We start from the raw sequence: 25,225 nt of genomic DNA on the forward strand, positions 1-25,225 counted from the left end.
GTTCGCATTGGGCACACGCGAAGCACGAACCGAGCCGGGTGTTCGGCGCCCAGCGATCAATTCTCCGCGTCATCCGCCTTCGGCGCGGGCGGCGGCGGCGGTGGCGCGGGCATCTGCCCGAACACATAGCCGCACGACTCAACCGTCTGGCGGATCGGCGCCTCGCTCCCCGGCCCGGCGAACACCGCGTCGACGGGCATATTGGCGGGATCGATCGCGCGCACCTTGATCGACTTGGCATGGGCGATCGCGACGGTCAGCGTCGTCACCACCGCGTCCTGCGCGGTGTACGCGCCGCCGCCGGGGAACTCCCAGTTGATCCCGAGCGCGGGGCCATTGTCGGCGGTGATCGTCACCGGGCGCGGCGTCGCCTTGGCGAAGGGCGGCTTGGGGATGAACTGGACCGAAACCGCGTTGGTGCCGGGCGCGCTGCGATCGCAGCGCACCACCAGCCGCGCCTTGCCATCCGCGCTGTACGCCGACACCGAGGTCGAGCCGAGATGCGTCGCTGGATCGATCTTCGCGACGGTGGACCACCCGGCGGGCGCCGGCACGGCGGCCTGGAGCAGCAGCATCAGGATCATGGTTCGCCCTTTCGTTCCCCGGCGATGACGGTGGCGCACGCTTGGCAAATGCGCCGCGCCAAGACAAGACCGGCGCACAAGCGGCTGCTTGCAACGCCGCCGCCGCATCGGCAAAGAACGGATCAGGAGATCGGTATGTCGGAACAGAGCCTATACCCCGTGCCAGCAGAGTGGGCGAAGCACGCGCGAGTCGACGCGGCGGGGTATGAAAAGCTCTATGGCCGCTCGCTCGCCGATCCGGGCAGCTTCTGGCTCGAACAGGCGCGTCGGCTGGACTGGATCAAGCGGCCCGAAATCGCCGGCGACTGGTCGTTCGACGAGGCCGATTTCCACATCCAATGGTTCGCCGACGGCAAACTCAACGTCGCGGCCAATTGCATCGACCGGCATCTCGCCGAGCGCGCCGAGCAGATCGCGCTGATCTGGGAGCCCGACGACCCCAACGCCGAGCCGCGCCGGTTCACCTATGCCGAACTGCACGCCGAAGTCTGCCGCTTCGCCAATGTGTTGAAGGCGCAGGGCGTCGCCAAGGGCGACCGGGTGACCGTCTATATGCCGATGATCCCCGAGGCGGCGTTCGCGCTGCTCGCCTGCGCGCGGATCGGGGCGATCCATTCGGTGGTGTTCGGCGGCTTCTCGCCCGAGGCGCTGGCGGGGCGCATCACCGATTGCGACAGCCGCATCGTCATCACCGCCGACGAAGGCCGGCGTGGCGGCAAGACCGTACCGCTCAAGGCCAATGTCGATGCCAGCGCCGCCCATGCGCCGGCGCTCGAACAGGTGATCGTCGTGCGCGCGACCGGCGGCGCGGTGACGATGCAGCCGGGGCGGGACATATGGTATCACGAAGCGGCCGCGACCGTCTCGACCGCCTGCCCGGCGGAGCCGATGAACGCGGAAGACCCGCTGTTCCTGCTCTACACCTCCGGCTCGACCGGCCAGCCCAAGGGCGTGCTGCACACCTCCGGCGGCTATTTGCTATGGGCGAGCCTGACCCACGAACTGGCCTTCGATTATCGCGCGGGCGATGTGTGGTGGTGCGCCGCCGATATCGGCTGGGTCACAGGGCATAGCTATATCCTCTACGGCCCGCTGGCCAATGGCGCGACCACCCTGATGTACGAGGGCCTGCCCAACTGGCCCGACGCCAGCCGCATCTGGCAGGTCTGCGACCGGCATCAGGTCCACACGGTGTACACCGCCCCCACCGCCTTGCGCGCGCTGATGAAGGACGGTGACGACTATGTCGCCAGGACCAGCCGCAAGTCGCTCAAGCTGCTTGGCACGGTCGGCGAGCCGATCAACCCCGAGGCGTGGCGCTGGTATCACGACGTCGTCGGCGAGGGGCGCTGCCCGATCATCGACACCTGGTGGCAGACTGAGACTGGCGGCGCGATGATCGCGCCCCTGCCCGGCGCGACCGATCTGAAGCCCGGTTCCGCGACCACACCGATGCCCGGCGTCGATCTCCAGATCGTCGATGCCGAAGGGACGGTGCTGACCGGCGCGACCGAGGGCAATCTCGCCATCGCCCGGAGCTGGCCGGGACAGATGCGCACCGTCTGGGGCGATCACGCACGCTTCTTTCAGACCTATTTCACCACCTATCGCGGCAAATATTTTACCGGCGACGGCTGCCGCCGCGACGAGGACGGCTATTACTGGATCACCGGGCGGGTCGATGACGTCATCAACGTCTCCGGGCACCGCATGGGGACCGCGGAAGTGGAGAGCGCGCTGGTGCTTCACCCGCAGGTCGCCGAGGCCGCGGTGGTCGGGATGCCGCACGATATCAAGGGCCAGGGCATCTATGCTTATGTGACGCTCAACGCCGGCGAGGCTCCGTCCGACGATCTGCGCCGCGAGCTGGTCAAATGGGTCCGCACCGAAATCGGGCCGATCGCGACGCCCGACAAGCTGCAATTCGCGCCCGGCCTGCCCAAGACGCGCAGCGGCAAGATCATGCGCCGCATCCTCCGCAAGATCGCCGAAGGGGACGTATCCGCGCTGGGCGACACATCGACACTCGCCGATCCGGGGGTGGTCGATGATCTCGTGGCGAACCGCGTGGCGTGAGGCGACGGCGGCCGCCACGCCTCCGCCGCACGAACGTTATGTCGCGGAGGCCGCAACGTTGATGTGGTATGGCGCGGTCGCGAACAGCTCCGCCGCCGATACTGGCTCGGCGAAGTCGATCATCGTCTCGCCCCACCAGTCCGCGCCGGGGCTCGCCTGCCCCGCGCCGATCTGCGCCGACGCCGCCTTGAGCAGAACCGCGCATTCGAGCCGCTCGGCGCCTTGGGTACGCGTGAACGCGAGCACCTCCCCGGCGCGCGGGCCCGAGACGGTGACGGGCAGATATGCGCCATGCGAGAACAGCGCCGGTGACTGACGGCGTAGGCCGAGCAACCGCGCGATCAGATGTGGCTTCGACAGCGGATCGCCGTCGCGCTCCAGCAGGGCGGCGCGGGCGGCATAATCGACCGGGCGGCGGTTGTCGGGATCGACGAGACTCCAGTCTCCCAACTCGGCGCCCTGATAACAATCGGGCACCCCGGGAACGGTATTGCGCAGCAGCGCGACGGCGAGACTATTCGCAGTGGCGGCTGGCGCAAGGCGCCGTACGAACGCCTCCATCTCGGCGGTGAACGTCCCGTCGGCAAGCAAGCGGTCGACCAATTCGGCGGCGCGCGCCTCATACGCTTCGTCGGGCGCTTCCCACGACGATCTCAGCTTGGCCTCGCGCAATGCCTTGGTCTGCCATGCCTTGATGCGGTCGGCGTCGATCGGCCAGGCGCCGAACATGGTCTGCAGCAGTATGTAGCGATCGGCGGGATCGACCCCGCGCCCTTCGGTGCGCGCCATCCAGCCGGCGACGCGTTCCGCCCAGATGTCGGGCACGCCGCTGAGCGCCGCGAGACGTGCGCGCACATCTTCACCGCGCTTGTGATCGTGCGTCGCGGTGGCGAGCATCGCATGGGGGAAATCGCGCGCGCGCGCCGCCATCGCGGCGTGGAACTGGCCGATGTCCAACGCGAATCGCTCGGGCGCGAAGCCGACGTCGTTGGTCGAGAGCAGAACGCCGTGACGGTAGAAGGCGGTATCCTCCACCGCCTTCGCCGCGATCGGCGCGGAAAGTTGCTGGAAGCGGCGCACCGCCTCCGCCGCCAGTGTCGCATCGCCCGGCCCCCGGCCCGCGAGCCACTCGACGATATGGCGCGCGATCTCCGTTTCGCCGGGCGGGCAGAAGTCCGTGCTGTCGGCAAGCGCGCGATCAAGCACCGCCCCGTCGCTGGACGGGCCGTGATTGCCAACGCCGTAACTGCGATAGACCGGAAACACCCAAAGCAGCCGCTCGATCGCACGGCGCAGCATCGCGGGCGTGACCGCCTCGAACGCGGGATGGCTGGCACTCGCCGACGCGGCCAAGGCAGCGAAGGCGGCGACGCAGCGATCGGTCTGGCCGGCGAACTGCCAGGAGAGCAGTTGCTGGCGCGCGGTCAGCGCCTCGTCCGCGAAGTCGGAGGGGCGGCCGCTGATGTCCTCCCATAGCTCGCCGAGCGGTATCTCACCTTCGCTCGCGTGCAGAACCCCAGTCACCTCGCGCATGAAGTCGTACCCGCTGGTGCCGTCGAGACCCCAGTCGCGCGCGAGCCTTTCGTGTTCGGCGAGGATCTTTTCGACGACGATATAGGCGCGCCGCGTGCCCCCGATCGCGTCGAATCGCGTGCGCAGCGCGCGGGCGTAGCCGGCGGGATCGGCGAGGCCGTCGATGTGATCGACGCGCACGCCATCGATCAGGCCCTGTTCGAACAGGCTGAAGTACAAAGCGTGGGTCGCCTCGAACACCTCGGGGTCTTCGACCCGCACGCCGGCGAGTTCGTTGATGGTGAAGAAGCGCCGCCAGTTGAGCTGGTCGTTCGCCGTCCGCCAGGACGCGAGCCGATAATGCTGCGCCTCGACCAGCGCGCGCAAATCGCCTTGCGCCGGCACGTCCGGCCGCAGCGGCGGACCGTCCGCGCCATAAAGCCGGAGCGCGCCATCGACCAGCTCGAGATCGCCCGCCGCGATCACCTCGCCGAGCGACGCGCCGAGGATCGGCAGCAGCAGCGGTTTGTCCCAGTCGATGTCGAACCAACGCGCGTACCGGCCGCCCGCGCCGTGGCGCAGCACGTCGTTCCAATAGCCATTCTCCCCGCCCGCCACGCCCATGTGATTGGGCACGATATCGATGACCATGCCCATGCCCCGCGCGCGCACGGCATCGACGAGGCTGCGGAATCCTGCCTCACCGCCCAGCTCGGGATTGATTACGGTCGGATCGATCACGTCGTAGCCGTGCGGCGATCCCGAGACGGCGGCGGTGATCGGTGAGGCATAGACATGGCTGATGCCGAGCCGATCGAGATACGGCACGATCGCTTCAGCCGCCGAGAACGGGAAATCGCGATTGAATTGCAGGCGGTAGGTCGCGCGTGGCGGGAAATCGGTCATGCTGCATCCTCAAGCCAGGCGGCGAAGCTCGCCGGCGCGCCGGGCGTGCCGAGCGCATAGAGCGGCGTCTCGGCGCGCACCGTCACCGGCGCGCTGCCGAGATTGATCGCGAGCGTCAGCACCGCACCGTCGCCGAGCGTCCACACGGCTTGAACCGCGCCTTCACCGAGCACCTCGGCACCATCCGCATACGCACCGCGCAGACGCGGCACGATCTTCGTGTGGCGTAGCGTCAGCAGGTCGCGGTACAGCGCGCGCCATTTTTGGGTGTCGTCCGCAGGCAAAGGCCGCGACGCCGCGAAGGTATCGGTTGCGTTGGGGTCGGGGATTTGCGCGCGCGCCGACTCGGAGGAAAACGCCTCGAAATGCGCGAATTCCTTGCGCCGGCCCTCGCGCACGATATCGGCGAGTTCATCGTGGAAATCGGTGAAGAAGTAGAACGGAGTCTGCGATCCGATCTCGTCACCCATGAACATCAGCGGGATTTGCGGGCACAGCAGCAACAGCGCGGTCGCCGCCGCCAGCCGATCGGGCGTGACCAAGGTGGTCAACCGCTCGCCGAGCGCGCGGTTGCCGATCTGGTCGTGGTTCTGCAGGAACGCGACGAACGCGGTCGGCGCCAGATGTCCGCTCGGCGTGCCGCGCGGCTTGCCGTCTTGGTGCGGCATCCCCTCGCCCTGGTAGATGAACCCCTCGCCCAGACAGCGCGCCAGCTTATCGGTCGAATTTTGTGCGAAATCGGCGTAATAGCCCTCGGTCTCGCCGGTCAGCAGGACGTGCATGACGTTGTGGAAATCGTCGTTCCATTGCGCATCGAAGCCGCCGTCGCCGAGGCGCGCCGCGTCGTTCGATTCGTTTTCGAGGATCAAGTGAACCTGCCGATGGGGCGCTACCTGCGCGCGGATCTCGGCCGCCATCCGGTCGAGGAAGGCGGTATCGCCGATCGCGTGAACCGCATCGAACCGCAAGCCGTCGAACCCGTACTCCTCGATCCACATCAGCGCGTTCTCAAGGAAATAGGCGGCGACCTCGGGCCGATCGACCGCGACCGCGCCGCCCCACGGCGTATCGCGATCGGCGTGGAAGAAGTCGCCAGCATAGGCGCCGAGGTAGTTCCCGTCCGGGCCGAAGTGGTTGTAGACCACGTCGAGCAAGATCATCAGCCCGTGTTCGTGCGCGCGATCGACCAACGCGCGCAGGTCGTGTGGCGAACCGTACGCCTCGGCGGGCGCGAACGGCAGCACGCCATCATAGCCCCAGTTGCGCGAGCCGGCGAACGCCGCGATCGGCATCAGTTCGATTGCGGTGACACCAAGCTCCGCCAGCGCCGGCAGCGTGTCGGCGACGCCGGCATAGCCGCCTAGTACGCCGGCGTGGACTTCCTGGATCACCGCTTCTTCCCACGGGCGGCCGCGCCAACCCCCGTTCGTGCCGGGCGAAGTCGTGGGACCATCGGCGTGTGCCGCGACTTCGCTCGGCAGGAACGGAGAAAGCACTACGCTCCAGCCATGCACGCCGCCCGACTGCAGCCGCGAGGCGGGATCGGGCACGACCAGATTGGCATCGAGCCGGAAGCGGTACCGCGTTCCCGGCGGCGCGACCGCTTCGGCCTCGAACCAGCCGCGGTCGCGCGGCGTCATCGCGAGCGACGCCGCGCCGTCGATCTCCAGCGTCACGGCGTCGCGATCGGGCGCCCAGAGCCGGAAGATCGTGCGCCCGTCCGCTTCGAGGCGCGGTCCCCACAGGCGCATCAGGCGTCCTTGTCCGCGCGTCGGCGGATCAGGACCGCCGCGTGCGCCTGCACCTCATAGGTGTCGCCGATCGGCGTCGGCTCGAGGTCGGGCTGCGCGCTGTCGATCAACACTTCGCGATCCGAATTGGGCGCGGGCAAGGTGAAGGTAATCGCGTCCTCGCTCGCGTTCATCAGCAGGGTGAGCGCTTCGATGCGCCCATCCTCGAGCGCGACAGCGCGCCGCATCACGAGCGCGCGGCCTTCGGGGTTGTTCCAATCGTCGGGCGACATCGTCTCGCCGCGCTCATCCCACCATTCGATGTCATTGATCCCGTAACCGGGCGAATCCTGACCGTAGAGGAAATTGGCCGAGCGCAGCACCTCATGCGTCTTGCGCAGCGCGATCAGCCGCGACGTGAAGGCGAACAGCGAGCGGCCCTCGGGGCTGTCGGCCTGCTCCCAATCGAGCCAACTGATCTCATTGTCCTGGCAGTAGGCGTTGTTGTTGCCGTGCTGCGTGCGACCAAATTCGTCGCCCGCCACCAGCATCGGCGTGCCGAGCGAGGCCAGTAACGTCACCAGCATCGAGCGCTGCACCGTGGCGCGGGTCTTGAGGATGCCCTCGTCGTCGGTCGGCCCCTCCGCACCCCAGTTGCGCGAGATGTTGTTGTCGTGGCCGTCGTTGTTGTTTTCGCCGTTCGCCTCGTTGTGGCGCTCCTCGTAGGAGACGAGATCGGCGAGCGTGAAGCCGTCATGGCTGGTGAGGAAGTTGACGCTCGCCCACGGACGCCGTGCGCGCCGATCGAACAGATCACCCGAGCCGGACAGCCGCGCCGCGAGATCGCCACGCTTGCCGGGATCACCGCGCCAATAGCCCCGCACGGTGTCACGATATTTGTCGTTCCACTCGGCGAAGCCCGGCGGGAAATTGCCGAGCTGGTAGCCGCCCATACCGACGTCCCACGGTTCGGTGATGAGCTTGAGCCGGCCGAGGATCGGGTCTTGCCGCAGCACGTCGAAGAAGCCGGCGCTGGGGTCGAAGCCCGTGTCGGTGCGCCCGAGCGTCAGCCCCAGATCGAAGCGGAACCCGTCGATACCGAACGAGGTCGCCCAATATCGCAGCGAATCCGCGACCATCTGGATCACGCGCGCGTGATCGAGCTTGAAGGTGTTGCCGGTGCCGGTGTCGTTGATGCAATAGCGCGGCTGGTCGGGCACCAGCCGGTAATAGGTCGCGTTGTCGAGGCCACGCCACGACAGGGTGGGCCCGAGTTCGCTGCCCTCGCAGCTATGGTTGTACACCACGTCGAGGATCACCTCGATCCCGGCGGCATGGAGCCGCCGCACCGCGAGCCGCAGTTCATCATGCGAATCGGTGGAGAAATAGCCCGGCTCGGGCGCGAAGAAGCTAAGCGTGTTATAGCCCCAATAGTTGCGCAGGCCCCGCTCCTGCAGGAACCGATCCTGCGTGAAGGCGTGGATCGGGAGCAGTTCGAGCGCGGTGACGCCGAGACGCTTGAGATGATCGATCACGCGCGGGTGCGACAGCGCCGCGAAGGTGCCGCGTTCGCGTGGCGGCACCAGATCGAGCAGCTTGGTCAGCCCCTTGGCGTGCGCCTCGTAGATCACCGTTTCCGACCAGGGGGTGTTGGGGCGCACGTCGCGAGACCAGTCGAACGCGTCGCTGGTGACGATCGCCTTGGGCATGGCGGGCGCGCTGTCGCGCTTGTCGAAGCCGAGATCGGCGCGCCGTCCGCGCACCGGGTAACCATGTAGCACGTCGCTCCATTTGATCGGTCCCGACAGGCGGCGCGCATAGGGATCAAGCAGCAGCTTGTTCGGGTTGAAGCGATGCCCTTCCTCGGGCGCGTAACGACCATAGGCGCGATAGCCATAGAGGAGGCCGGGGCGCGCGTCCGGCAGATAGCCGTGCCACACCTCGTCGGTCCATTCGGGCAGCGTATAACGCGCGATCTCGCGCTTGCCGGTCGGTTCGAACACGCACAACTCGATCTTCTCGGCATGCGCAGAGAAAACGGCGAAGTTGACGCCGAGTCCGTCGAACGTGGCGCCGAGCGGATAGGGAGAACCGCCCTCGAGGCGGTCAGCAGTGGGGCGCAAGATAGTCTCCCTCAGTCAACGGGATGGCATGGAACGGCTGGGCGCCCGCCTGCGCGGGCGGCGTTCAGCGGATCGGCGTGAGCGGCTTCACCCTGCGCTTGGCCGGCTTCTTGGCGGGGGCCGGTGCTGCCGCCTCCGCCGGCTCGGCCGCAGCCGCGCTTTCCGGCTCGGCGGGCGGCGTGGGCTCCACGGCTGCCTCGGGTTCGACAGCCGGTGCGTCCGCCGTCTCGGTGACGGCCGCCCCGGACTCGGACGCCGCGGCGGCGTCGAATTCGGCTTCGGCCTGCGCCCAATGCTGATCGGCGACGCCCTCCGGCTGGCCCTGTTCGATCCAGATCGCATGCGCGCGCTGGCGGACTTGCGAGATCCGATCCTGTTCCATGAAAGTCCCCTGCTGGTCGTAACGGTTCGCCAACTGCAATGCGCGGCGGCGCATAAGGATGCGCGTTTCGCGACTGTGCAGAGAATTTTTCCTGAGACACCCGGCGATTGCCAAGCGTTTCCGACGGCTCGATATACGCATGCCTTCGCCGCGGAGCATCACCATGGATCATGACGTCGCGATCATCGGAGCCGGTGCCGCAGGCATCGCGGCGGCGCGCACCTTGGTCACGAACGGCCGATCGGTGGTGGTGCTGGAGGCGAGCGACCGCGTGGGCGGACGCGGCTGGACAATCGGCATGGCGGGCATGACGCTCGATCTTGGCTGTGGCTGGCTCCATTCGGCGGAGCGCAACCCGCTCGTCGCGGAGGGCGAAGCCGCGAACTTCACCGTCCATTGCGGGCCGTCGGCATGGCAGGAGCAATGGCGCGGCCTCGGCTTTACGCCGGCTGAGCAGGCTGCTGCGCGGGCCGCTTGGGCCGCGCTGGACGCGCGGTTCCACGCGGCACCGCCGGAGAGCGACCGCGCTTCGGACGCGCTGGAACCGGGCGGGGCGTGGAACGCCTTCTGCCGCGCGCTGAGCGGTTACATGAACGGCGCCGATCTCGATCGGCTCTCGATCGCCGATTTCCTCGCCTATGATGATGCCGCGAGCGAGAACAACTGGCGCGTGCACGAGGGCTACGGCGCGCTGCTCGCCGCGCGATTGCCGCATGTGGAGCTGAGGTTGACGACCCCGGCACGCCGCGTCGCCCTCGGCGATCGGGGCGTGCGGATCGAGACCGATCGCGGCACGGTCAGCGCGCGCGCAGCGATCGTCACCGCGTCCAGCAACGTGCTCGCCAGCGGCGCGATGGCGTTCGACCCGGCCGCGACCGACCACCTCCACGCCGCCGCGCAACTGCCGCTCGGCTTGGCGGACAAGCTGTTCTTCGAACTGATCGGCAATCACGGGCTTGAGGTCGAGACGCACCTGATCGGCAACCCGCGCGATGCCAATACCGGCAGCTATTATGTCCGTCCGCTCGGCCAGCCGGTGATCGAAGCGTTCTTCGGCGGGCCGGGAGCGCAGCAGCTCGAACGCGTCGGGGTGGCCGAGGCGTTCCGTCTCGCCGCCGACGAGCTTGCGGGGTTGCTCGGAAGCGATGTCCGACGCCACCTGCGGCCAATCGCCGCTTCGGCCTGGTGCCGAACGGCGTGGATCAACGGATCGTACAGCCATGCGTTGCCGGGCCAGGCGCATGCGCGTGCGACGCTGGCGAAGCCGCTCGACGGGCGCATCTTTTTCGCCGGCGAAGCGACCCACGCGACCGACTTCTCGACCGCGCACGGCGCTTGGCAAAGCGGCATCCGCGCGGCGCGGGAGATACTCGAAGCGCAGACCGCCTGATCCCGGCAGCAAGGCGGCGTCAGAACGCCGGCAGCACCGCGCCCTTATAGTGCGTCTTGATGAAGTCGCGCGTCGCCGGGCTGCGCAGCGCGGCGATCAGCTTGACGACGCGCGGATCTTTCTCCTCGCCCGCGCGCCCGACGACGAAGTTGACGTAGGGCGAGTTGGCGTCCTCGATCAGCAACGCGTCGCGCACCGGGTTGAGCTTGGCGTCGAGCGCGTAATTGGTGTTGATGAGCGCGAGATCGACCTGATCGAGCACGCGCGGCAGTGTCGCCGATTCGAGTTCCTTGAACTGCAGGTTCTTGGGATTGGCGACGATGTCGTGCAGTGTCGAAAGCGGATCGGCGGGGTTGCGCAGCCGCACCAGCCCCGCCCTCTGGAGTAGCAGCAAGGCGCGCCCGCCGTTGCTCGCTTCATTGGGGATAGCGACGGTCGCGCCCTGCGGCAGCGCTGAGAGCGTCTTCCATTTATGCGAATAGCCGCCGAGCGGCTCGACGTGGATGCCCGCATACGCGACGAGATGCGTGCCGCGGGAGGCGTTGAACGTGTCGAGATACGGCTTGGTCTGGAAATAGTTCACGTCGACCTGCTTCTGGTCGACCTGGAGGTTGGGCTGAACATAATCGTTGAACACGCGGATGCGGAGATCGACACCTTCCTTGGCAAGCGCCGGCTTGACCGATTCGAGGATCTCGGCATGCGGGACGGCGGTCGCCGCGACCGTCAGCGTCTTGCCGTCGTCCGGCGCGCCGCCCGAGCAAGCGGCGGCGAGCAGCGGCAACGCGAGAAGAAAGCGGCGGCGGTTCATCGAATGGCTCCTCAGCGATGCGTGACATGGCGGGCGAGACGATCGCCGGCGAACTGGATGATCTGGACGAGCAGCACGAGCAACACCACGGTGACGATCATCACATCGGTCTGGAAGCGCTGATAGCCGAAGCGGATCGCGAGATCGCCGAGGCCACCCGCCCCGACCACGCCCGCCATCGCGGTGAACGAAACCAGCGCCACCGCCGTTACCGTCGCACCCGAGACGAGGCCGGGCATCGCCTCCGGGATCAGCGCGCCGGTGACGATCTGGCGCGTGGTCGCCCCCATCGCCTGCGCCGCTTCGATCGTGGTGCGATCGACCTCCTTCAGCGCGCTTTCGACCAGCCGCGCATAAAAGGGCGCCGCGCCAACCACGAGCGGCGGGATCGCTCCCACCACGCCGAGCGAGGTGCCGACCAGCGCCACCGTCAGCGGGATCATCACGATCAGCAGGATGACGAACGGCACCGAACGCAAGATGTTGACGGCGGTGCCAAGCACGAGATTGACGGCGCGGTTCTGCGAAATCTGGCGCTCCGCAGTCAGGTACAACAGCACGCCAAGCGGCAGGCCGAGCAGCACCGTGAGCAGCAGCGATCCGCCGAGCATCGCCAGCGTGTCGCGGCAGGCGGTGGCGATGTCGCTCCAATCGACGTTGGCGAACCAGGTGTTCATGCCCCGACCCCCGCGAGCATGCGGCGGGTCACGGGATGCGCGGCGCCCGCGAAGATGTCAGCGACGCGGCCGGTCTCGACGACCGTACCGCGATCGAGCACGGCGACGCGATCACAGACCGCACGTACGACATCCATTTCGTGCGTGATGAGCAGGATCGTCAGCCCGAGTTCGCGGTTGAGCGCGCGCAGCAGATCGAGTACGCTGCGCGTCGTTTCGGGATCGAGCGCGCTCGTCGCCTCGTCGCAGAGCAGGATATCGGGATCGGTGGCGAGCGCGCGGGCGATGCCGACGCGCTGCTTCTGCCCGCCCGAAAGCTGAGCCGGATATTTGCCGGCATGGTCGCCAAGGCCCACCCGATCGAGCAGCGCCGCCGTTTTGGCCGCGCGCTCGGCGCGCGGCACACCGGCGAGCTTGAGCGGAAAGGCGACATTGTCCGCCACCGTGCGCGACGAGAGCAGGCCGAAATTCTGGAAGATCATGCCGATCCGCCGCCGCAGCGCGCGCAATCCCCCCGGCGACAGCGTGGCGAGATCGATGCCCTCGACGGTCACGCGCCCGGCGCTCGGCACCTCCAGCGCGTTGACGAGGCGAATGAGCGTCGATTTGCCGGCGCCCGACGCGCCGATCACGCCGAACACCTCACCACGCGCCACCTCCAAGGAGACGCCGTCGAGCGCCGCTACGGGCGATCCGGCATAGCGCTTGTGAACCTGATCGAGCGCGATCACGCCAGCGGCCTCCCGCCGAAGGTGAGCGGCGGCGCGCGCCGGACGGAGTGGGGGTGCGGGAAGAGAAGCACGGGCATTACACAGCGGCGCAGTAGAGATTGATGCGCGCGCATGCCAGATGGATTTGCCTTACCGCGGCAAAGCATCGCACGTCGCGGCAACGCTTTAACGAATATCAACAGCGCTTGAGCAATCCCTGTTCGTGCCGCGCCGGACATGGTTTTACGCCTGCGCCATCATCCTCCCAGCAAGGCGCAGCATCATGGCACGCAAGCTCAAGCTCGGCTTCATCCTCCACGGCGTCGGCCGCACCTGGAACGACTGGCGGCACCCCGATCGCGACGTGAACGCCAGCACCAGCTTCCCCTTCTACAAACAACAGGCGCAGCTTGCCGAGCGTGGCAAGTTCGATTTCGTCTTCGTCGCCGACAGCCTGTCGATCACCGAGAAATCGAGCCCGCACTATCTCAACCGGGTCGAGCCGATCACGATCCTGTCGGCGCTGGCGGCGGCGACATCGCACATTGGCCTCGTCGGCACGCTGACGGTGAGCTATTCGGAGCCGTTCAACGTCGCCCGGCAATTCGCCTCGCTCGACCATATCAGCGGCGGCCGTGCCGGCTGGAACGTGGTGACCTCCTGGCTCGGCGACACCGCCGCCAATTTCTCCAAGACCGAACACCCCGCGCATGACGTGCGTTACCGGATCGCCGCCGAATATCTCGATGTCGTGCAGGGTCTGTGGGACAGTTGGGAGGATGACGCGCATGTCGGCGACAAAGAGAGCGGCGTGTTCGTCGATCCCGATAAGCTGCACCGGCTCGACCACAAGGGCGAGTTCTTCCAGGTGCGCGGCCCGCTCAACATCAAGCGCGGGCCGCAGGGCCAGCCGGTGATCTTCCAGGCGGGCGCCTCCGATGACGGGCGCAATTTCGCGGCCAAACGCGCCGATGCGATCTTCACCCACGCACCGACCTTCGAGGATGGTCAAAGCTTCTATCGCGATGTCAAAAGCCGCGCGCAGGGGTTCGGCCGCGATCCGGACGATCTGTTCGTGCTGCCCGGCATCTCGGCGATCGTCGCGGACACCGACGCCGAAGCGGAGGCGCTGTACCGTGGGCTGGCGGCGAGCGAATCGCTCGATACCGGCTTCGGCTATTTGTCGCGCACCTTCAACGATCACGACTTCCGCCAGTACGATCTCGACGCACCGTTCCCCGATGTCGCGCACATCGGCAAGAACAGCCAGCAGAGCGGATCGAACCGCATCCTCGCGGAGGTGCGCGCCGAGAATTTGACCTTGCGGCAGGTGGTCGAGCGGCTCGCGACGCCACGTGGCGCGTTCGTCGGCTCGCCCGAGACCGTCGCCGACACGCTCCAGACGTGGTTCGAGCAGGGCGCGGCGGATGGGTTCGTGCTGTTCGAGCCGCTGCCCGGGCAACTCGAGGCGTTCGTCGAGAAGGTGGTGCCGATCCTCCAGGCGCGCGGGCTGTTCCGGGCGGAGTATGAAGGTGAAACCTTCCGCGACAGCCTCGGCCTGCCGGTGCCGGTCAACCGCTACACCGCCGCGCGGGGCGATCGCGCCGCCGCCTGATCTCGATTTCCGAACCCAACCTCAGACCCCGCGTGGCCCGCCCACGCGGGGTTATTCGTATCCGCGTTCGGGCTGCGGCGATGAGCGAATTCAATAGGCGGCCCACATGAACTCAATTGTGCGGGTTCGATGTTCTCCTACTGTTTGAATGGGAAATCGGCTGAGCAGGCCGGGCCGTAAGGGGACATTCGAATGCTACGTTTTGGGGCCAGCACACGATTGCTGTCGCTGACCACGGTTATCGCCGGCCTCGCCGCCGCGCCCGCGTTTGCGGAGGCGCCGCCGCCCGCCGCCGCCGCAGGAGCCACCACCGACGTGCAGGGCGAGATCGTCGTCACCGCCGAACGCCGCGCGACCGACCTTCAGAAGACCGCGATCGCGATCTCCGCCTTCACCCCGCAGACGCTGGCCGAGCGCAACATCTCCAACCTGCGCGATCTCGCCGGCCAAATCCCCAATCTGTTCGTCGCGCGCACCTCGATCAGCCACACCACGCAGACCTTCTCGTTGCGCGGGGTCGGCGAATCCGATCCGATCCAGGAGCCGGTGCTCGCGGTCTATGTCGACGACGTCTACGTGCCGCGACAGATCGGCTCGATGAGCGAGTTCGTCGATCTGGAGCGCGTCGAGGTGCTGCGCGGGCCGCAGGGCATGCTCTACGGCCGCAACTCGAGCGCCGGCGCGATCCGCATCATCACGCGCGACCCCGACGCGACCTTCCGCGCCTCGGGCGAGATCGGCTACGGCAGCTTCAACGACGTGCAGTTCCACGGCATCGTGAGCGGGCCGCTGGTCGGCGATACGCTGAGCGCGAGCCTCGCCTATATCCACCGTTCGCGCGACGGCGTGACATGGGATCCGACGCTGGGGCATGACGTCAACCGGATCGACCTCGACGCCCTGCGCGGCAAGCTGCATTTCACCGGCATCGCCAATCTCGACGCGCTGCTGACCGTGAACGTCACGCGCGACCGCAGCGATACGCGGTCTTACATCCCCGTCGTGCAGCCGGGCGCGTTCAGCATCCGGCGGTCGTATTCTGAAGTCGAGCCGCTCCAGCATCTCAATGCGTCGAGCGCGTCGCTGCGGCTGATCTACACGCTCTCGCCGCAGCTCAGCGTCAAGTCGATCACTGCGTTCAGCGGGTTCGATCTCAACCCGGTCTGGTATGATAATGACGGTCAGGCCGCGCTGATCCAGAAGAATTTGATCCACTACAACGATCGCTCGGTGAGCCAGGAGGTCCAGCTCAACGGCGATTTCGGCGACATCACCTTCACCGGCGGGCTGTTCTACCTGCACGAGCGCTTCTTCGTGCAGCGCGACGGTTACAGCCGCACCGGCACCGCCGCGACCGCGCCGATCAGCGCGCTGCGCGCGCACAACATCACCGATACCGATGCCTATGCGGTGTTCGGCGAGGGCACGTGGAAAGCGACCGACATCTTCAGCCTGACCGCAGGCTTGCGCGGCACCATCGAGCACAAGCACTTCGTGTTCGACAACAAGGTGCTCGATACTGGCGGCGCCATCGTCGCGCAGTCGATCGCGGGCGACGCGGCGAAGACATGGCGCGCGCTGACCCCGAAGGTGTCGGCCTCGGCGCAGTGGACGCCCGCACTGCTCAGCTATCTCACATGGTCGCGCGGGTTCAAATCGGGCGGGTTCGACAATCGCGCGACGCGGATCGACCTCGCCACACTGCCCTTCAACCCTGAGAAGGTGACGACCTACGAAGGCGGGCTGAAGGCGACCTTGTTCGGGCGCGCGCTGCGCAGCAATCTCGCGGTGTTCTACAATGATTACCGCGATTTGCAGGTCTCGTTCTACGATCCCGCCTATGTCGGGTCACGCCGCGGCAACGCCGGCAAGGCGCATAGCTGGGGCGCCGAGTTGGAGAACGACCTGCACCTGTCGAAGCGGGTCTCCTTGCAGGCGTCGGGCGGCTATCTCAAGGCGATCTACGACGATTACAAAGGGGCGGGCGGCAAGGGCATCGACGCCGACGGCAACCCGCTGACAAACGCGCCAAAATGGAGTTTTTCGGGCGGCGCGAATTACGATCTGCCCGCCGGCAGGATCGGCGACGTCAAATTCTCGCTCAACGCGCAATATCAGAGCAGCTTCTACACCAGCGCGCTCGCCCGCCCGCAGGATCGCGTGCCTGGCCAGACCTTCGTCAACGGCGCGATCACCTGGACGCCACGCGATCCGAGCTTCCAGATCCGGGTCGTGGGCAAGAACATCCTCGGCGCCGATGCGCCGGTGGGAAGTTCGTACACGCCGTCGACCGGCATTTATTACAAGAACTATGCCGATCCCGCGACGGTGCTGGTATCGTTCAAGGTCTCGCGGTAGCCTCAGACGTCGCCCCGGCGCAGGCCGGGGCCGCCGCGTTTCGGGTGAAACGGCCGCCAGATCACGCAACGGCCCCGGCCTGCGCCGGGGCGACGCGGTAGTTCAGCCGACGATTTCTTCGGGCTTGAAGAAGAACGCGATCTCGGTGGCGGCGTTCTCGTCGCTGTCCGAGCCGTGAACCGAGTTCGCCTCGATCGATTCGGCGAGTTCCTTGCGGATCGTGCCGGGCTCGGCATTGGCGGGGTTGGTCGCGCCCATGATGTCGCGGTTGCGCTGCACGGCGTTCTCGCCCTCGAGCACCTGCACGACGACCGGCCCGGAAATCATGAACGTCACCAGATCGTTGAAGAACGGGCGCTCGCGGTGGACGCCGTAGAATTCCTCGGCTTGCTCGCGGCTCATTTGGATGCGCTTGGAGGCGACGACGCGCAGGCCGGCTTCCTCCAGCATCTTGGTGACGGCGCCGGTCAGGTTGCGGCGGGTGGCGTCGGGCTTGATGATCGAGAAAGTGCGGTTCGCGGCCATGACCGTGAAGCTCCTGTGTTTGAAAAGCGGGAAGTCGCGGCTCCCTAGTCGGGCGGGGAAAGCGATGCAAGTGCGGCTATCCGCCACAAGATCGGTTCGGGCCGGGCCAGCCTCAGGCGGCCTGTTCCCAGCGGCCGGAGTCGCTTTGCTTCCAGTAACGCCGCTCGACTTCGGCATGGTCGCCGAGCGCGCGCCAGGCGGCCCGCGCCTCGACGATGCGGTCCTCGTCGAAGAAGTGAAAGGCGCGGTCGAACCCGAGCGCGGCGTCGCGCCATACGCCATCGACCAGCGCTATGTTGCGCGCGGCGTTGGCGGGGTCTGGCGTTGCGGCGATCAGCACCGGCTGCGCGGCATCGTCGCCCGCGCCGGCCTGTGCATGCGGCAGGAAGCTCTCGGGCGCGTAGGTCCACAACAGCCGGTCGAGCGTGCCGCGCTGCGCCTCGCTCCCCGAGACGATCAACAGCCGGCCGCCGCTCGCCAGCACCTTCTCCGCGATCTGCGGAAGCGCGCGGTCGAGCGGGGTGACGGTGAGATGGTAGAAATCGACCTTCACATCGGCTCCGTCGCCCCGGCGCAGACCGGGGCCGCTACGTGATTACGCAAACCGGCTGCGCCAAACTGAACGGCCCCGGCCCGCGCCGGGGCGACGGATCACGCTTCGAAGTTATCTGCCACGAACCGGTCGAGCAGCCGCACGCCGAACCCGGTCGCGCCCTTGTCGAAGGTCGCACCGGCCTTGTCGGCCCATACCATGCCCGCGATATCGAGATGCGACCAGCGCACGCCAGCGTCGATATAGCGCTGGAGGAACTGCGCGGCGGTGATCGACCCCGCACCGCGCGGTCCGACGTTCTTCATGTCGGCGATCGGCGAATCGATCAGCTTGTTGTACGCATCCGCCAGCGGGAAACGCCACAACAGGTCGCCCGAAGCCTTGCCCGCCGCGAGCAACTGATCGGCCAGCGCATCGTCGTTGGCGAAGCAGCCGGCATGTTCGTTGCCGAGGCTGATGATGATCGCCCCGGTCAGCGTGGCGAGGTCGACGATCGTCTTGGGCCGGTGCGTACGCTGCACCCAGGTCAGCACGTCGCACAGCACCAAACGCCCCTCGGCGTCGGTGTTGATGACCTCGATCGTCTGCCCTGACATCGAGGTCACGACGTCGCCGGGGCGCTGCGCCAGCGCGTCGGGCATGTTCTCGACGAGGCCGCACACGCCGATCACGTTCGCTTTGGCCTTGCGCACCGCGAGCGCCTTCATCGCGCCGACCACCGCGCCCGCGCCGCCCATGTCCCACTTCATGTCTTCCATGCCGGCGCCGGGTTTGATCGAAATGCCGCCCGTGTCGAACGTCACGCCCTTGCCGACCAGCGCGAGCGCGGGATCGCCGTCGCCTGCCCCGTTCCACTTCAACGCCAGCAGCTTCGCCTCGCGCGCGGACCCCTGGCTGACGCCGAGCAGCGCGCCCATGCCGAGTTCGGCCATCTCCGCCTCACCCAGTACGGTGACATCGAGGCCGAGCCCCTCAACCGAGGCGAGCACGCGTTCGACGAAGCTCTCCGGGTAGATGACGTTGGCGGGCTCGGCGACCAAGGTGCGGGTCAGTTCCAGCCCCTGCGTCACCGCGTCCTGCCGCGCCCAGATCTCAGCGGTACCCGCCGGCGCGTTGTGCACGGTGATCGTGGTGAGCGTCGGCTTGGCTTTGTCGCTGAGCTTGGTGCGATACACGTCGAACCGCCACCCGCGCTGAGCCGCCGCCGCCGCGAACCGCGCCGCCGCGACGGGGGTCGGCGCGGAGCCGCCGAGATCGACCGCGACCTGTGTCGCGCCCGAGGTCAGCAGCTTGCCGGTCAGCGCCCCGCCGGCGCGTTCGTAATCGGCTTCGCCGCCCGTGCCCACGCCGAGCAGGAGCACGCGCCGCGCCTCGCCGCCGGCGGCGACGAACAGCTCGACCACCGAACCCGCCTCGCCCTCGAACCGGCTGGCGCGCGCGGCCGATTGCGCCAGCGCGATCCCCGCCGCATCAAGCGCAGGCGACGCGAGGCGCCCGAGCGCGTCCTTCTCGACCGTGAGGGCGAGCGGCATTGCCGCATCGGGCGCGGCGGCGGAAAATTCGATCTTCATGGCGATAAGGCCCTCGGGTTCGTTCAAATGCGGTGAGTCGGCTGTATCTAGGCCAGCGGCGCGATGCTGGCAAAGCAGCGCCGTTGCAGCATTGCTTCACCGGTGCGATAGGGCGGCATTCAGCCACCGCCTTTCGCGCGGACACCGGGGTGCAGTGCCGACGTGAAGCGTTCCTTGTTCCTAGCCTCCTGCGTGCTGCCGTTCGCCTGTTCGGTCGGCGCGGCGCGCGCGCAGGATCTCCAGACTCCCGATGTCGCGCTGCCGCCGCCCTCCCCGGCTCCGACGGTCAGCGACGATCAGGTGCAGTTCAGCGCCGATTCGCTCGATTACGACGTGAACGGCGAGATCGTCACCGCGACCGGGGATGTCCGCATGTACCGCACGGGCGACCGGCTGCGGGCCGACAAGGTGGTGTGGAACCGCAAGACCGGCAAGGTGATGGCAAGCGGCAGCATCGTCGTCACCAACCCCGGCGGCGACACCGCTTACGGCGATTCGATCGAACTGACCGATTCGCTCAAGGACGGCATGATCGACAATATGCTGATCGTGCTCGAACATGGCGGCCGGCTCGCCGCGCGCAAGGGCACGCGCGCGCTCGATGAGACCGTGACGATGGAAGACGCCGCCTATACGCCTTGCGCGGTGGCGACCGCGAGCGGTTGCCCCAAGGAACCATCGTGGAAGATCACGGCGGTGCGCGTCACCTACCGGCCCGACAAGCAGCGCATCTATTATAAGGGCGCGCGGATCAACGTGTTCGGTTTGCCGACGCTGCCGCTGCCGGCGTTCTCCAATCCCGTCGGCGGCGGCAACCAGAGCGGTCTGCTCGGCCCCGATTTCCGCTACGATCGGGTCAACGGCTTCGAATTCGCCCAGCCGTACAACGTCGCGCTCGGCCCCAATCGCAGCCTGATCGTCACGCCGATGCTGTTCACCGCGACGGCACCGATGCTGCACACCGATTTCAGCGCGCTGACCGATCTCGGCGCGTATCGGATCGGCGGCTATGTGACGGTCAGTCGCCGCAGCGACGATCTCCAGTCGGCGACGCCGGTTCCGACCGAGAACGCGCTGCGGGGCTATGTCGATGGCGTCGCGCGTTTTCAGCTCAGCCCGAACTGGAGCCTCAGCGGATCGCTGCGCTATGCGAGCGACAAGACCTTCCTGCGGCGCTACGACATCTCGCGCGATGCGCGGCTCCGCTCGAACGTCAGCCTGGAACGGATCAGCCAGAACGCCTATTTCGCGGTCAACGGCTGGTACGTGCAGACGCTCCGCGTCAACGACAAGCAGAGCCTGCAGCCGATCGCGCTTCCCGAGATCGACTGGCGCTACCGTTTCGACGACGGCATCCTTGGCGGCAAGGTGCAGTTGCAGGCGAACAGCCTCGCCATCTCCCGCACCGCGGGGCAGGACACGCAGCGCGCCTTCGCCAGTTTCAAATGGGATTTGCGCCGGCTGACGCCATGGGGCCAGGAGGTGACGTTCACCGCGTTCGGCCGTGGCGACGTATATCATGCGAGCGACGTCGGCGCGACCGGCGTCGCCAGCTATCGCGGGCTCGAAGGCTGGCAGACGCGTGCGATCGGCGCGCTGGCGGTCGACGTGAAATGGCCGTTCATCGGCAGCTTCCTGAGCGGGACGCAGCGGTTCACCCCGCGCGTGCAGATCGTCGCCTCGCCGCACATCGCCAACATCAACATCCCCAACGAGGATGCCCGCGCGATCGATCTCGAAGATTCCAACCTGTTCGCGCTCAACCGCTTCCCCGGCTACGACCGGTTCGAGGATTCGAGCCGGGTCACTTATGGGGCGGACTGGGCGGTCGATCTGCCCGGAATCGCGATCAACGCCAATATCGGCCAGAGCTACCGGCTCGATAGCCGCCCGAGCCTGTTCCTGAACGGCACCGGCCTCACCGACCGCTTCTCCGACATCGTCGGGCGCACCGAAATCCGCTTCCACGATTTCGTGTCGCTGACCCACCGCTATCGGCTCGACAAGAACAATCTGACCGTACGCCGCAACGAAGTCGATGCGACGATCGGCTCGCGCAGCACCTATCTGCTGCTCGGCTATCTCCGCCTCAACCGCGACATCACGCCGATCCTCGAGGATCTTCAGGACCGCGAGGAAGCGCGCATCGGCGGGCGCGTACAGATCCGGCGCTTCTGGTCGGTGTTCGGATCGACCGTGATCGACCTTACGGATCGCAGGGAAGACCCGCTTTCGCTGGCCGACGGCTTCAGCCCGGTGCGACACCGGCTCGGCTTCCAATATGAGGACGATTGCCTTCGTTTGGGGCTGACGTGGAAGCGCGATTACCAGAACACCGGCGACGCGCAGCGCGGCAACAGCTACCTCTTGACGCTGGCGTTCAAGAATCTTGGCCGCTAAGCGGTGGTTCAGGTGCGTACCGGCATTTCGGGGTACGTTCGGGGTTTGCGCGGGCACGCGCGGGATGGGATTTTTGACCACGTGAAGATGATGTCGATCAAGGTGGCCCGGTTCGGCCGCATCATGGCTCTTGCCGGCACCGGCCTCGCGGCGGTGGCGATGACGGCATCCTCGATCGCGCAGACCGTGGGCGACGACAGCACGCCGCAGACCTCGCTCGACATTCCCAACAACCTCCAGATCTTCGGCAAGGTCGATCCGAACGTCCGCAAGGCCACGGCGATCGTCAACGACAGCGTCATCACCGGTACCGATGTCGATCAGCGCGTCGGGCTCATCATGGCCGCGAACCAGCTCAATCTCAGCGCGGAGGACAAGGAGCGCCTGAAGCTACAGGTGCTGCGCTCGCTGATCGACGAGACGCTCCAGATCCAGGACGCCAAGGCCAACGACGTGTCGATCACCCAGGAGGAGATCAACCAGGCGTTCAACCGGGTCGCCGGCAATTTCGGCAAGTCGCCCGCCGACTTCCGCGCCTATCTGCGCCAGTCGGGATCGTCGGATCGCTCGCTCAAGCGCCAGATCGAGGCGGAACTGGCGTGGAGCCGCTACCTGCGCCGTAAGGTCGAGCCGCAGGTCAACGTCGGCGACGAAGAAATCAAGATCATCATGGACCGGATGACCAAGTCCAAAGGCAGCGAGGAATATCACCTCAAGGAGATCTATCTCTCGGCCGGTCCGGATCGCGCGCAGCAGGTGTTCGATCAGGAAAAGCAGATGATCGCCGAGATCCAGAAGGGCACCAAGCCGTTCGAATATTATGCGCAATATTCCGAGGCGACGACGCGCAGCACCGGCGGTGATCTCGACTGGGTGAGCGCGAGCCAGCTCGGCGCGCTGCCGCAGAGCCTTGCGGAAGCGGCACGGGAGATGAGCGTCGGCCAGATCGCCGGCCCGATCGAGGTGCCGGGCGGCTTCTCGATCCTGTATCTGGTCGACAAGCGCAAGGTGCTCGAAGCCGATCCGCGCGACGCCAAATTGTCGCTCAAGCAGATCAGCGTGAAGTTCGCGCCCAATCTGACGCAGGCGGATGCCAACGCCCGCGTCGCGCTGTTCGCGAAGGAGATTCAGGGCATCCACGGGTGCGGCGGCGTCGCCACGGTCGCATCGACGATGGGCGCAGACGTGGTCGATAACGACGCGGTCAAGATCCGCGATCTGCCGCCGCAATTGCAGGAGATCCTGCTCAAGCTGCAGGTCGGCGAGTCGACCCCGCCGTTCGGATCGCAGAAGGATGGCGTGCGCGCGCTGGTGCTGTGCGGCCGTGACGACCCCAAGGACAGCAGCCTGCCCGGCATCGACCAGATCCGCAATCAGATGGAACAGCAGCGCGTCAACCGGCGCGCGCAGCAGATGCTACGCGATCTGCGGCGCGACGCCGTCATCGAATATCGCTGATCGGGAGGAACAGAGGATGATCCAGCCGCTCGCCGTCTCGATGGGCGACCCGGCCGGGATCGGCCCGGAGATCATCGCAAAAGCCTGGGAGCGACGGGCGACACGCGGACTGCCGCCGTTCTTCGCGGTCGGCGACGCGCGCGCGGTGGCGAAGATCTGGCAAGGGCCGGTCAGCGTCATTCGTGATCCCGCCGAGGCGGCTGGCGCATTCGATGCGGGCCTGCCCGTGCTCGGCGTCGCCGACGGCGGTGAGATCACGCCGGGTAGCCCGGATGTGGAGGGCGCACGCTGCGCGCTGAGGGCGTTGGAAATGTCGGTGGGGCTGGTCCAGTCGGGGGCGGCAGGTGCGCTCGTCACCGGGCCGGTTTCCAAGGCGCAGCTCTATCAGATCGGGTTCAGCCACCCCGGCCAGACAGAGTTCGTCGCGGAACGCTGCGGCATCGCCGGCGAGAATGCGGTGATGATGCTCGCTGGCCCCGGCCTGCGCGTCGTGCCGATCACCACGCATGTGCCATTGGCGAGCGTGGCCGGATTGCTGTCGATCGAGTTGATCGCTGCCAAGGGCCGCGCGACCGCGCGCGGGCTGGCGCGCAACTTCGGCATCCTGAACCCCCGCCTCGCCTTCGCCGGCTTCAACCCGCACGCCGGCGAGAGCGGCAAGATCGGTCGCGAGGAGATCGATTTGATCGTGCCTGCGATAGAGCTGCTCCGCGGCGAAGGCATCAATGCGAGCGGACCGTTCGCCGCCGACACGATGTTTCATGATCGCGCACGCGACGGCTATGACGCCGCGCTGTGCTGCTACCACGATCAGGCGCTTATACCGATCAAGACGCTGTATTTCGACGACGGGGTAAACATCACGCTCGGCCTGCCGATCGTGCGGACCTCACCCGATCACGGCACCGCCTTCGGCATCGCCGGCAAGGACGTTGCTGAGCCAGGCGCGATGATCGCGGCGCTCGCGATGGCGGGCGAAGCGGCGACGCGGCGCGCTGCACGGGCGTGAAGCCGCTCCACGACCTGCCGCCGCTGCGCGAGGTGATCGCGCGCCACGGACTCGCCGCGAGCAAGGCGCTGGGGCAGAATTTCCTGCTCGACGCGCAGTTGCTGGCGCGGATCGCGCGCGTACCCGGAGATCTCACCGACGCCGAGGTTCTGGAGATCGGCCCCGGCCCTGGCGGACTGACGCGAGCTCTGCTCGGTGCGGGCGCGCGGGTCACCGCGATCGAACGCGACCATCGCTGCATCCCCGCGCTGGCCGAACTCGGCGAGGCGTTTCCGGGGCGGCTGCGCGTGATCGAAGGCGACGCGCTGGAGATCGACGCGCCGGCCCTGTTCGAGGGCAAGCCGCATATCGCCTCCAACCTGCCGTATAATATCGGCACCGCTCTGTTGGTCGGCTGGCTGAGCGCCGAGTGGCGGCCGTGGTGGCGCAGCCTGACCTTGATGTTCCAGCGCGAGGTCGCCGACCGGATCGTCGCGGGCGTGGGCGACGATGCTTATGGGCGGCTCGCGATCCTCTCCCAATGGCGCAGCACCGCGAAGCTCGCCATGCCGGTGCATCGCTCCGCATTCACGCCTCCGCCGAAGGTGATGTCGGCGGTGGTGCATATCGTGCCCGCCGACGCGCCCGCCGGCGTCGATCTCGGCGTGCTCGAACGGCTGACGGGGGCGGCGTTCGGCCAGCGCCGCAAGATGCTACGTCAGAGCCTCAAGCCCGTCCCCGGCGCGCTGGCGGCGCTGGAGGCGATCGGCATCGATCCCGCCCGGCGCGCGGAGACGGTATCGGTCGCCGAGTTCATCGCGCTGGCGCGGGCAGCCCGCTAACCGTCGCCCCGGCG

19 protein-coding genes are annotated in these 25,225 nt (G+C 67.2%); 8 read left to right on the plus strand and 11 right to left on the minus strand.

From position 1 onward, the window contains the following. Positions 1-56 precede the first annotated feature (56 nt). A complete protein-coding gene (locus BLS81_RS01910; RefSeq protein ID WP_093220007.1) occupies positions 57-584 on the minus strand; it encodes a hypothetical protein in 528 nt (175 codons plus the stop codon). A gap of 135 nt (positions 585-719) precedes the next feature. Here BLS81_RS01910 and acs point away from each other — a divergent pair, with 135 nt between their 5' ends. After that, positions 720-2,660, plus strand: a complete 1,941-nt coding sequence (gene acs / locus BLS81_RS01915; protein ID WP_093220011.1) for an acetate--CoA ligase — start codon at positions 720-722, stop codon at positions 2,658-2,660. A 36-nt stretch (positions 2,661-2,696) separates the two neighbouring features. On the opposite strand, the gene treY is transcribed toward acs, so the two are convergent. The 4 genes from treY to BLS81_RS01935 all read right to left on the minus strand — a co-directional run bounded on the left by treY (position 2,697) and on the right by BLS81_RS01935 (position 9,478). Then, positions 2,697-5,078, minus strand: coding sequence for a malto-oligosyltrehalose synthase (gene treY / locus BLS81_RS01920; RefSeq protein WP_093220015.1), 2,382 nt, complete (start codon positions 5,076-5,078; stop codon positions 2,697-2,699). Beyond that, the gene (gene treZ, locus BLS81_RS01925; RefSeq protein WP_093220017.1) at positions 5,075-6,829 is read right to left on the minus strand and encodes a malto-oligosyltrehalose trehalohydrolase; all 1,755 of its coding nucleotides are present in this window, start codon (positions 6,827-6,829) and stop codon (positions 5,075-5,077) included. The genes treY and treZ overlap by 4 nt, the downstream gene beginning before the upstream one ends. Then, complete coding sequence (glgX, locus tag BLS81_RS01930) at positions 6,829-8,931, minus strand: glycogen debranching protein GlgX (RefSeq protein WP_093220018.1); 2,103 nt, start codon at positions 8,929-8,931, stop codon at positions 6,829-6,831. The genes treZ and glgX overlap by 1 nt, the downstream gene beginning before the upstream one ends. 64 nt (positions 8,932-8,995) lie before the next feature. Beyond that, on the minus strand, positions 8,996-9,478 hold the full coding sequence (locus BLS81_RS01935; RefSeq protein WP_093220021.1) for a DUF2934 domain-containing protein: 483 nt from the start codon (positions 9,476-9,478) through the stop codon (positions 8,996-8,998). On the opposite strand from BLS81_RS01935, the gene BLS81_RS01940 reads away from it, so the two are divergent. Continuing rightward, positions 9,477-10,703 carry a flavin monoamine oxidase family protein gene (locus tag BLS81_RS01940; protein WP_093220024.1) on the plus strand — a complete coding sequence of 409 codons (1,227 nt, stop codon included), beginning with the start codon at positions 9,477-9,479 and terminating at the stop codon, positions 10,701-10,703. The genes BLS81_RS01935 and BLS81_RS01940 overlap by 2 nt on opposite strands. A gap of 19 nt (positions 10,704-10,722) precedes the next feature. Here the strand turns inward: BLS81_RS01940 and BLS81_RS01945 are convergent, their stop codons facing one another. Genes BLS81_RS01945 through BLS81_RS01955 form a run of 3 tightly spaced genes read right to left on the minus strand, consistent with a single transcriptional unit; the run spans position 10,723 to position 12,922 of the window. Then, a complete protein-coding gene (locus BLS81_RS01945) occupies positions 10,723-11,514 on the minus strand; it encodes a MetQ/NlpA family ABC transporter substrate-binding protein (RefSeq protein WP_093220027.1) in 792 nt (263 codons plus the stop codon). An 11-nt stretch (positions 11,515-11,525) separates the two neighbouring features. Beyond that, positions 11,526-12,191, minus strand: a complete 666-nt coding sequence (locus BLS81_RS01950; RefSeq protein ID WP_093220029.1) for a methionine ABC transporter permease — start codon at positions 12,189-12,191, stop codon at positions 11,526-11,528. Then, entirely contained in the window at positions 12,188-12,922 is a 735-nt protein-coding gene (locus BLS81_RS01955; protein ID WP_093220032.1) for a methionine ABC transporter ATP-binding protein, read from the minus strand. Before BLS81_RS01955 ends, BLS81_RS01950 begins: the two co-directional genes overlap by 4 nt. Before the next feature lie 262 nt (positions 12,923-13,184). On the opposite strand from BLS81_RS01955, the gene BLS81_RS01960 reads away from it, so the two are divergent. Then, complete coding sequence (locus tag BLS81_RS01960) at positions 13,185-14,516, plus strand: LLM class flavin-dependent oxidoreductase (RefSeq protein WP_093220035.1); 1,332 nt, start codon at positions 13,185-13,187, stop codon at positions 14,514-14,516. 192 nt (positions 14,517-14,708) lie between these two features. Then, a complete protein-coding gene (locus tag BLS81_RS01965; protein ID WP_093220037.1) occupies positions 14,709-16,874 on the plus strand; it encodes a TonB-dependent receptor in 2,166 nt (721 codons plus the stop codon). 102 nt (positions 16,875-16,976) lie between these two features. Here BLS81_RS01965 and ndk read toward each other — a convergent pair whose 3' ends face one another. The 3 genes from ndk to BLS81_RS01980 form a co-directional block, all read right to left on the minus strand. Continuing rightward, the gene (gene ndk, locus BLS81_RS01970) at positions 16,977-17,399 is read right to left on the minus strand and encodes a nucleoside-diphosphate kinase (protein WP_093220039.1); all 423 of its coding nucleotides are present in this window, start codon (positions 17,397-17,399) and stop codon (positions 16,977-16,979) included. Positions 17,400-17,511: 112 nt separating this feature from the next. Further along, positions 17,512-17,952 (minus strand): DNA polymerase III subunit chi, encoded by a 441-nt coding sequence (locus BLS81_RS01975; protein WP_093220042.1) that lies wholly within the window; start codon positions 17,950-17,952, stop codon positions 17,512-17,514. A 98-nt stretch (positions 17,953-18,050) separates the two neighbouring features. Beyond that, positions 18,051-19,523, minus strand: a complete 1,473-nt coding sequence (locus BLS81_RS01980; protein ID WP_093220044.1) for a leucyl aminopeptidase — start codon at positions 19,521-19,523, stop codon at positions 18,051-18,053. 162 nt (positions 19,524-19,685) lie between these two features. On the opposite strand from BLS81_RS01980, the gene BLS81_RS01985 reads away from it, so the two are divergent. The 4 genes from BLS81_RS01985 to rsmA all read left to right on the plus strand — a co-directional run bounded on the left by BLS81_RS01985 (position 19,686) and on the right by rsmA (position 25,211). After that, positions 19,686-21,923: an LPS-assembly protein LptD gene (locus tag BLS81_RS01985; protein ID WP_093220047.1), complete on the plus strand. Its 2,238-nt coding sequence runs from the start codon at positions 19,686-19,688 to the stop codon at positions 21,921-21,923. Positions 21,924-22,013: 90 nt separating this feature from the next. Further along, positions 22,014-23,381 (plus strand): peptidylprolyl isomerase, encoded by a 1,368-nt coding sequence (locus tag BLS81_RS01990; protein WP_093221708.1) that lies wholly within the window; start codon positions 22,014-22,016, stop codon positions 23,379-23,381. Between the two features lie 16 nt (positions 23,382-23,397). Next, a complete protein-coding gene (gene pdxA, locus BLS81_RS01995; protein ID WP_093220049.1) occupies positions 23,398-24,390 on the plus strand; it encodes a 4-hydroxythreonine-4-phosphate dehydrogenase PdxA in 993 nt (330 codons plus the stop codon). Continuing rightward, positions 24,387-25,211 carry a 16S rRNA (adenine(1518)-N(6)/adenine(1519)-N(6))-dimethyltransferase RsmA gene (rsmA, locus tag BLS81_RS02000; protein WP_093220052.1) on the plus strand — a complete coding sequence of 275 codons (825 nt, stop codon included), beginning with the start codon at positions 24,387-24,389 and terminating at the stop codon, positions 25,209-25,211. Before pdxA ends, rsmA begins: the two co-directional genes overlap by 4 nt. The last annotated feature ends 14 nt before the right edge of the window (positions 25,212-25,225 follow it).

Origin of the sequence: Sphingomonas sp. NFR15 (assembly GCF_900103265.1) — a bacterium.
Lineage (GTDB): Bacteria > Pseudomonadota > Alphaproteobacteria > Sphingomonadales > Sphingomonadaceae > Sphingomonas > Sphingomonas pollutisoli.

Coding starts and splice junctions, on each gene's coding strand:
- BLS81_RS01910 (WP_093220007.1), bottom strand. CDS start 584: ATGATCCTGATGCTGCTGCTCCAGGCCGCCGTGCCGGCGCCCGCCGGG.
- acs (WP_093220011.1), top strand. CDS start 720: ATGTCGGAACAGAGCCTATACCCCGTGCCAGCAGAGTGGGCGAAGCAC.
- treY (WP_093220015.1), bottom strand. CDS start 5,078: ATGACCGATTTCCCGCCACGCGCGACCTACCGCCTGCAATTCAATCGC.
- treZ (WP_093220017.1), bottom strand. CDS start 6,829: ATGCGCCTGTGGGGACCGCGCCTCGAAGCGGACGGGCGCACGATCTTC.
- BLS81_RS01940 (WP_093220024.1), top strand. CDS start 9,477: ATGGATCATGACGTCGCGATCATCGGAGCCGGTGCCGCAGGCATCGCG.
- BLS81_RS01935 (WP_093220021.1), bottom strand. CDS start 9,478: ATGGTGATGCTCCGCGGCGAAGGCATGCGTATATCGAGCCGTCGGAAA.
- BLS81_RS01945 (WP_093220027.1), bottom strand. CDS start 11,514: ATGAACCGCCGCCGCTTTCTTCTCGCGTTGCCGCTGCTCGCCGCCGCT.
- BLS81_RS01950 (WP_093220029.1), bottom strand. CDS start 12,191: ATGAACACCTGGTTCGCCAACGTCGATTGGAGCGACATCGCCACCGCC.
- BLS81_RS01960 (WP_093220035.1), top strand. CDS start 13,185: ATGGCACGCAAGCTCAAGCTCGGCTTCATCCTCCACGGCGTCGGCCGC.
- BLS81_RS01965 (WP_093220037.1), top strand. CDS start 14,709: ATGCTACGTTTTGGGGCCAGCACACGATTGCTGTCGCTGACCACGGTT.
- ndk (WP_093220039.1), bottom strand. CDS start 17,399: ATGGCCGCGAACCGCACTTTCTCGATCATCAAGCCCGACGCCACCCGC.
- BLS81_RS01980 (WP_093220044.1), bottom strand. CDS start 19,523: ATGAAGATCGAATTTTCCGCCGCCGCGCCCGATGCGGCAATGCCGCTC.
- BLS81_RS01990 (WP_093221708.1), top strand. CDS start 22,014: ATGTCGATCAAGGTGGCCCGGTTCGGCCGCATCATGGCTCTTGCCGGC.
- pdxA (WP_093220049.1), top strand. CDS start 23,398: ATGATCCAGCCGCTCGCCGTCTCGATGGGCGACCCGGCCGGGATCGGC.